The organism is Scopulibacillus daqui, assembly GCF_016908855.1.
Classification (GTDB): Bacteria; Bacillota; Bacilli; order Bacillales; family Sporolactobacillaceae; genus Scopulibacillus_A; species Scopulibacillus_A daqui.
Genome location: NZ_JAFBER010000042.1, coordinates 1 through 7,505 on the forward strand (window position 1 = coordinate 1; position 7,505 = coordinate 7,505).

Annotated in this window: 6 protein-coding genes, 8 tRNA genes and 1 rRNA gene; 2 read left to right on the forward strand and 13 right to left on the reverse strand. The window is 38.3% G+C overall.

What is annotated here, in order from left to right:
• Positions 1 to 188 precede the first annotated feature (188 nt).
• The 9 genes from JOD45_RS15940 to JOD45_RS15980 all read right to left on the reverse strand — a co-directional run bounded on the left by JOD45_RS15940 (position 189) and on the right by JOD45_RS15980 (position 3,706).
• Positions 189 to 272: transfer RNA gene (locus JOD45_RS15940), tRNA-Leu, on the reverse strand.
• A 42-nt stretch (positions 273 to 314) separates the two neighbouring features.
• A tRNA-Lys gene (locus JOD45_RS15945) sits at positions 315 to 387 on the reverse strand.
• Positions 388 to 391: 4 nt separating this feature from the next.
• A tRNA-Tyr gene (locus JOD45_RS15950) sits at positions 392 to 476 on the reverse strand.
• A gap of 70 nt (positions 477 to 546) precedes the next feature.
• Positions 547 to 619, reverse strand: a tRNA-Thr gene (locus JOD45_RS15955).
• A 4-nt stretch (positions 620 to 623) separates the two neighbouring features.
• Positions 624 to 699, reverse strand: a tRNA-Val gene (locus JOD45_RS15960).
• Positions 700 to 707: 8 nt separating this feature from the next.
• A tRNA-Glu gene (locus tag JOD45_RS15965) sits at positions 708 to 782 on the reverse strand.
• Positions 783 to 903: 121 nt separating this feature from the next.
• On the reverse strand, positions 904 to 1,299 hold the full coding sequence (locus JOD45_RS15970) for a potassium channel family protein (RefSeq protein ID WP_205004904.1): 396 nt from the start codon (positions 1,297 to 1,299) through the stop codon (positions 904 to 906).
• Between the two features lie 124 nt (positions 1,300 to 1,423).
• Complete coding sequence (locus JOD45_RS15975) at positions 1,424 to 1,579, reverse strand: hypothetical protein (RefSeq protein WP_205004905.1); 156 nt, start codon at positions 1,577 to 1,579, stop codon at positions 1,424 to 1,426.
• Positions 1,580 to 1,801: 222 nt separating this feature from the next.
• Positions 1,802 to 3,706, reverse strand: coding sequence for an acyltransferase family protein (locus tag JOD45_RS15980; protein WP_205004906.1), 1,905 nt, complete (start codon positions 3,704 to 3,706; stop codon positions 1,802 to 1,804).
• A gap of 684 nt (positions 3,707 to 4,390) precedes the next feature.
• Between JOD45_RS15980 and JOD45_RS15985 the strand changes: the two genes are divergently transcribed.
• Positions 4,391 to 4,873, forward strand: a complete 483-nt coding sequence (locus tag JOD45_RS15985; RefSeq protein WP_205004907.1) for a C40 family peptidase — start codon at positions 4,391 to 4,393, stop codon at positions 4,871 to 4,873.
• A 560-nt stretch (positions 4,874 to 5,433) separates the two neighbouring features.
• On the opposite strand, the gene JOD45_RS15990 is transcribed toward JOD45_RS15985, so the two are convergent.
• A complete protein-coding gene (locus JOD45_RS15990; RefSeq protein WP_205004908.1) occupies positions 5,434 to 5,940 on the reverse strand; it encodes a hypothetical protein in 507 nt (168 codons plus the stop codon).
• A gap of 528 nt (positions 5,941 to 6,468) precedes the next feature.
• Here JOD45_RS15990 and JOD45_RS15995 point away from each other — a divergent pair.
• Positions 6,469 to 6,831 (forward strand): helix-turn-helix domain-containing protein, encoded by a 363-nt coding sequence (locus tag JOD45_RS15995; RefSeq protein WP_338056110.1) that lies wholly within the window; start codon positions 6,469 to 6,471, stop codon positions 6,829 to 6,831.
• 388 nt (positions 6,832 to 7,219) lie between these two features.
• On the opposite strand, the gene JOD45_RS16000 is transcribed toward JOD45_RS15995, so the two are convergent.
• The 3 genes from JOD45_RS16000 to rrf form a co-directional block, all read right to left on the reverse strand.
• Positions 7,220 to 7,292 (reverse strand) — tRNA-Thr (locus JOD45_RS16000).
• 2 nt (positions 7,293 to 7,294) lie between these two features.
• Positions 7,295 to 7,369: transfer RNA gene (locus JOD45_RS16005), tRNA-Asn, on the reverse strand.
• Positions 7,370 to 7,413: 44 nt separating this feature from the next.
• A 5S ribosomal RNA gene (gene rrf / locus JOD45_RS16010) occupies positions 7,414 to 7,505 on the reverse strand; the annotation flags it as partial.

Sequence of the window (7,505 nt, forward strand, 5' to 3'; positions counted from 1 at the left end):
CTTGTTTCGGGACAATTCAAGTGTAAAGGATTAAGGAGCTTGCGTGTATTTTTTTGTTTTAATTTTTCTCATACCCCAACAAATATTGTAGAGCCACAAATTATTGTAGAGCCTAAAATTTCAGACAAATAAAAAAAGCCAATCCGCCTATGCAAATTGCCTTGTGTCATTGATCTATTAGAATTAAATGCGGGTGAAGGGACTTGAACCCCCACGTCCGTAAAGGACACTAGACCCTGAATCTAGCGCGTCTGCCATTCCGCCACACCCGCACGATAGGCTATGGAGAACCAGACACATGATAATAAAAAAGATGAGCCATGGAGGATTCGAACCTCCGACCCTCTGATTAAAAGTCAGATGCTCTACCGACTGAGCTAATGGCTCAAAATGGTGGAGGGAGAAGGATTCGAACCTTCGAACCCGTAGGGAGCGGATTTACAGTCCGCCGCGTTTGGCCACTTCGCTATCCCTCCAGACCGAATAATGTATATCATCATTAGTGTCGCTTGACAAACAACAATCATTTGTTTTATAAATAAAAAATGCCGGCCAGAGGACTTGAACCCCCAACCTACTGATTACAAGTCAGTTGCTCTACCAATTGAGCTAGACCGGCGCGATGGTGGAGGATACAGGGCTCGAACCTGTGACCCCCTGCTTGTAAGGCAGATGCTCTCCCAGCTGAGCTAATCCTCCGATATGTATGGTGACCCGTACGGGATTCGAACCCGTGTTACCGCCGTGAAAGGGCGGTGTCTTAACCACTTGACCAACGGGCCATCGTTTGTTTCTCTCTCAATCGACATTTATTATTATATATAGTCATTCATCGTTTGTAAAGGGGAAAATAAAAACTTTTATTTTCTGAATACTTAATGACCCTTTCCCCATTTTAGGCTGCTATTTATTTTTCCAATTGTCATCCTTATTATCTTTGCTGTACTTATTTTTAAACCATTTTTCAATCGGGAAAGGAAGCAAACGAAGATACTGTACGGTAATGACAGCCGGAAGAATGTAACCTATAGCCGCTTCTAATATAGCAATACCTCTGGACCACCCAAAAGGCGTAATATCTCCGTATCCGACAGATAATAAGGTAATGGCGCTAAAATACAGTGCTCTGGTTCCCTTATCTACCCAATAAGGCATATCCGTTATTGCTGTATGATGCTCAACAATTTGTCCAAGGTTAAGAACGTCTAATATTAAGTAGATAACGGTGAAAGTCACAATAATATTTATACATAATATAAATAAAGCCAATGAATGATAAAACAGTCCATGTCTATCCATAGCATTAACCCCTTTGTACATGCTATGCATCAGGCCATGGAAATATTTAATGAAAACAGAGGTCCGTATAAAGACCTCTGTAACCCGTGAAAACGCTTGGAGCAAAGCCCCTGGATTTTGCCAATTAACGGTTAGGAAAAAGCTCCTTTTGGCGCCACATTTGACCCATGCGTTGTCTTACCGCATTAGTCATTCTGTTATTAGGCTTCAACATTTGATAAGCAACAGCGCCAATTCCGACCGAAGCTAATAACGGCATCCAATTCGTTCTCTGATCCAACGTTATCACCACTTTTTTTAAATATTGTTCACCTTTTAGCGAACAATACTATATTCCCCTCAAAGAATTCTCTTCATGTAAGTTAATCTTTACCATCAAAATATTTTGCCCCAGTACATCGCTCTTTTATGCTATAAGGCTTCTCGTAGAAAAGCAGCCATATTATTGATTTTTATGTATGAATAATATTAAATCAGCGTTCTTAAGCTATAGAGGCAGCATTTATTTATGAGTCAAATGTCTGACGATAAGCGACGCGTAATTTTTGGCTCCCTTAGGATTTAGATGAACACCATCAGGAGAGAAATACGAATTTTTTCCGGCGCTCGCAGCGTACCAATCGACAAGAGTCGTATTTGGGAATTCTGACGCTACTTCTTTCAGCGTTGAGTTAACTACCTTCTCCCATGGCCGGGGAACACGAGTATTGACTAATACAATTTTCTTGTCTTTTCCAATTGTATCGAGTAATGATGTTAACTGTTTTTTTGTAAAAGGGCCGTTCGTTCCTAATTCAATGACCACGCAGTTGCCAAGTTTTCCTTTGGATTTAAGGCCTTTGATTACTCCCGACGCTTCTGACATTTGCCGGCCGATACGGGCATCAACCGTGATACCAGGTAAGAGCTTATTGAGATAAGGAGCGGCATCAACTAATACAGAGTCTCCAATTGCAGTAATATCTTGGCCTGAGTAGGATGCGGACGCCGGCTGCTTTTTTTCTTTTACTGGTCCGGGACTTTCATCTTGCTTTTTCGGCTGATTTTTCTTATTGGCATCAGAGTCATGCTCTATACCCTTTTTCTCGCTTGATTTATCAAAGCGCTTATCTGAATCTATTTCAGTGGACTTGGTTATTTTAACTGATTTATCATTTGATTTGACTAAGGCATGTTCTTGAACTGACTCGGCAGGAACAATGGGACTCATGCCAACGCAAAATACCGCAATCAGCAGCAATGTGAATCCCAAAACGGCTCGCCTTTTCATTGATAATTGGCTCCACCGATATTCTTTGTTGCGCACTTTGCTGACCATCTTCTTGATTGCGCCGTGACGGATAGGATTCTCGATGTATTTCCAAGACAAAGCGGCAATCCCGATGCTGGCAGCTATTTGAATAACCTCTCGAAGTATATTAGGTTCACCGGTATCAACGGTTGGGCTTGTTAAAATGATGACAGGGTAATGCCATAGATAAATGCCATATGAACGTTCGCCAAGCCAACGAAGCGGACCCCATCCTAAAATTTTCCCGATAAGGCTGGCTGGATGAGCGAGTACAGCAACCAGCATTGCAGAAAATAGAGATAATAGCACCATCCCGCCGCGATAGAGAAAAGAATCATATTGGTTCGTCAAACCAACCATTAAGAGAACGCCTATAAGACCTGTAGTTCCCAATAAATCGAGCATAAGGCGGGCTTTCTCAGGCACTTGAACGGAGTGTTTTCGGCTTGGCCATAACAAGGCAAGCCCAGCGCCAATAAGCATGGAAAAAACTCTTGTATCTGTACCGTAATAGACGCGGCTGGGGTCAGTTCCCGGCTGATAAATGAAATCCATCGCCAATGCGGATACCGCAGCGCCTGCAAGAACAAGTCCAACAAGTATTCTCTTACGCGGTATATATCGAATACCAAGATAAAGCAAAATCGGCCAAATCAAATAGAATTGTTCTTCAACTGCCAGAGACCAAAGGTTGCCAATGGGAGAAGGCGGTCCAAAGCTTTCAAAATATGAAACATGGTGAAAGATATTCCACCAATTACTGACGTATAATATCGATGCAACGACATCGCCTCGCAACTTGCCGAGATAAGATCTATCAAAGATTGTAACCCAAGCGACAACGATAACAATCATGATAAGAAGAGCTGGAAGCAATCTGCGTACTCGGCTGATCCAGAAATCTTTTAAATCAAGGCGTTGACTGTGATCCCATTTTGTAATTAACAGATCTGTAATAAGATAACCGGACAGCACGAAGAACACGCCAACACCTAAAAGTCCGCCGGGCGCCCAGCTCAAATTGAGATGATAAGCGATAACGGCAAGTACCGCTAAAGCCCGCAAACCATCTAGCCCCGGCATGTAGCGTCCTTTTCCTTTCAACGGCTTTGGCATATTTTATTTATCATCCCTTCTATATGAATCTATGATGCTTTTTTGTTTGTGTATCAGGGATGCGCCCCCTTAATTCCTCTTTGTCTATCAACTCCCCTTTATGACTATAAAAATGAAATCTATCTAATAGATTTAATAGGCGAAGCCACAAAAAAAGAATGATTTCATAGCTTTATCGTGAAAATCCAAAAGCGATTTCTAATTCGTTAAAAGCCTCACCCACTCAGTAAATAACGCTATATATGTACCAGTTGTTACAATAAATACTTATTTGTTACAAATATGTTTCACAGAGATTACAAAACACTATTATTTTAACACTTATTCTAAAAATAACAAACAAAATATAAGAAAATCATGTTTTTAGATCAAAAAAAGCGAGACAATAGATGATTGAGACCCTGCCAATCTTTTATACCCCCCTCCTTTTCAAGAATTTTAAAACAGATCCGAAAGATTATATTGACTATCTTGGAAAATATATCTATTATATAAAAGTAATCATATTTTAACAAAAAAGGGGTGATATTGATTTGATTGGCAGTATAAGTTAATTGTATTGGTTTCGATATTTTAATGATACTTATTGGGATGCATTCAACAAATGCTTTTTTCTTAGCAAATCACAAAGAAAACAGATACACAACACCTATTTTAATCTAATTCGAAATTGGAGGGGATTAAATGTCCATTACCTTACGTAAACCAAAGTTATTTGTCGTCTTATTATCATTAATACTAGCCACATCAGTCGCATTGGCTTCATTTGGCCATTCCGCAAGCGCTGCTGAACCATCAACAGGCGATAAGATTGCAAAATTCGCTAAATCTTTAGAAGGAAAACCATATAAGTATGGCGGAAACACACCAGAAGGTTTCGATGCTTCCGGATTTACGCAATATGTATTTAAAAATGATGCAAAAGTGACGCTGCCAAGAACGATTGCTGATCAATATAAACAAGGCACTACTGTTTCACAAAAAGATTTAAAAGCTGGGGATTTAGTCTTTTTCCAAGAGGGGAATAGCAAGAGTCCAACGTTTGTAGGTATTTATATGGGAGATCAAAAGTTTATTGCCGCAACATTAAAAGGCGTTAAAGTGCAATCTTTAACAGCGAATTACTGGAAAAATGCTTATATGACATCAAAACGAATTGTAAAATAATCGAACATTTTGGTTAATATATCATCTGTGTTGGGGGCAGGAGTAACAGCTTCTGCTCCTTTTTGTATCGCCAAGCAGGGCAACAATGTTTTCTTCGAGTTATAAGGTGATAAGCTCCCTCAACTTCTTCAGCCTTTGTTATCGTCACATTTTCTAAACCAGCGTAAAATCATGTTAAAATGCATTTACACACGCAACCCCTATCCTTCTCTTGTTTTTGGCAATTAAGGATAAGGTTTGCGTGTATTTTTTTAATTTTTCCCGTCCCGAAATATCCTTGATCTTTAAAAACCCGATATGGTCAAATAAATTCATGATATGACTAATGAGGGGGAGTCCATTGAGGAAGTAAATTATCTAACTTTAAACATGGGTAAAAAAAACAGATTAAAGAGCAATATGAAAACAATAGAATCTATGGTTATCCCCATATAATCTATATGACTATTTGGATGACCTATGTTTCTTAACCAATTGATAATGATAAAAATGAGTGGAATGATAATTATAGACAATATAGACATCCATATTTTTTTCTTCATATTAGCCACCCTCCTTTTTTAGTGTCCAACGCATTTAGCTGATTTATAAGCCAGCCATCCAGCTAGGACATAAGGGCTTCGTTTGGCGCCTTTTTTAATGATAAGTCTTGCTAACCTTATCCAGTCTTTCTTTTTTATTGCTGATGAAAGGATTGCTGTATCTTTAATAAAATCAAACTCATTCAGTATTTGATCCTTCATACAAACAAACCAACTTCTTGGTTCAATTGCATGATTCAAATTACGAACTTCTTCACCATTCCAATAAGCAATAACTTGTTTAACACCATTAATATCTTCATTAGATAAACCCCTATTTCTTAAATTATCTTCTTTTATATAAAATTTACCATTTTTTATATATATACTTTTCATAAACACATACTCTAAATCATCGGCTAACTTATCTACTTGCTGATCATCTACATCTTTTTCTTGAGGGTTCATTGCTTTCGCATCTGCAAGAGGTACTAAAAGTGTAAATATTAGCACAACTGAAAACAAAACTGTTAAATGCTTTTTCATACAATCAGTTCCTCCTTATTAATGACATTTTAATAATCAATATTACCTATTTAATGTTGTGATGGATATTTCTTATTTAATCCATTTCCAAATCTAGGTTAATTAACAATCCGGGGTTCTCATATTAAAAAATGGATATCACACATAAGATAAATATTAAAAAGGAGAGCGTTTCGATCTAATAATCTATACCGAAACTGGTTATCAGAGTAGGTTTTGGTTATTTGCTTTTGGTTAAAAAAGCTTTTAGCACAATAAGGGGCGATTAGTTAAAGAACCTTAAATTTCAGTTCTATCCAAAGGAGCTTTTCTTTGATGCGGATCAAAAGGTTGATGACATAACACCTTCTTTGTTTTGTTTCATTTTGTTACTTTGACTCCATTCATCACCACCCTTAAATGTTTCGTTTCGTTACATTGATTATAGTATCGTTATGTCACATGGTCAACCTATTTTATTAAAAAAAGTTTCATTTTGTTACTTATCGTTTTAAGTAACATACCGTTACTGTAAAATTAGTAAGGGAGGTGTTATCTATATTATCAGAACGATTAAAACAGCTTAGAAAAGAAAAGAAAAAAACACAGCAAGATATAGCTGATTACTTAGGTATAACCAGACCTGCATATACAGCTTATGAACGAGGATATCGACAACCTGACTATAAAACATTAGAGAAACTCGCTGATTGTTACGATGTTTCAACTGATTACCTATTAGGTCGCATAGATAACCCAAAAGGTATTCAAATCCAACCCGGACGCGGCAAAGACAACCTCTTTTTCTGGAACCTTGAAGACCTTGACGAAGAGGATATTCAACATGTGAAGGAAACCATTGAGTTTTTAAGAAAAAGAGCAAGGAAGAAAAAAGAGGATAACAATAAATAAACGTACATTTTCCCGAAACACAAAAAGCACGGGATTTATTTTCCCGTGCAATTACAAATTGAAATTAATAAGTGACTTGAAAGGCTTAGCAACAAGTTATACAAAAAGTTGATGCTGTCACAATATGTGGTTACTTCAGGATTTATAGTTACAGCCGGCGGCGCCACATTGGTGAAGATAACATGCAAATGACGGAGCTTTGGTATTTTAGTTATCAATTCTTGCATCTTTATAGATTTTCTTTCATGGATATCTAAAAAAAATCATCAGAAAAATTGTGGTATCTGGTTAGAAGAGCTTTTATGAGAGGACACATCAGAGTTTTTTCATCAAAAAAGCGGGGTATCGGAAATCCGATAAACCCCGCCACAGCAGTCTTTTTTTACAGAGCTTCCAACAGGACTTGAACCTGCGACCCCTTCCTTACCATGGAAGTGCTCTACCGACTGAGCTATGGAAGCATTGGCTCCACAGGCAGGATTCGAACCTGCGACCGATCGGTTAACAGCCGATTGCTCTACCACTGAGCTACTGTGGAATATATTAAAAATTAATTCTGACATTTATATTAATGAAAGTTATGCCTGGCGGCGTCCTACTCTCACAGGGGGAAGCCCCCAATTACCATCGGCGCTGAAGAGCTTAACGACCGTGTTCGGGATGGGAACGGGTGT

Coding starts and splice junctions, on each gene's coding strand:
- JOD45_RS15970 (WP_205004904.1), bottom strand. CDS start 1,299: ATGGATAGACATGGACTGTTTTATCATTCATTGGCTTTATTTATATTA.
- JOD45_RS15980 (WP_205004906.1), bottom strand. CDS start 3,706: ATGCCAAAGCCGTTGAAAGGAAAAGGACGCTACATGCCGGGGCTAGAT.
- JOD45_RS15985 (WP_205004907.1), top strand. CDS start 4,391: ATGTCCATTACCTTACGTAAACCAAAGTTATTTGTCGTCTTATTATCA.
- JOD45_RS15990 (WP_205004908.1), bottom strand. CDS start 5,940: ATGAAAAAGCATTTAACAGTTTTGTTTTCAGTTGTGCTAATATTTACA.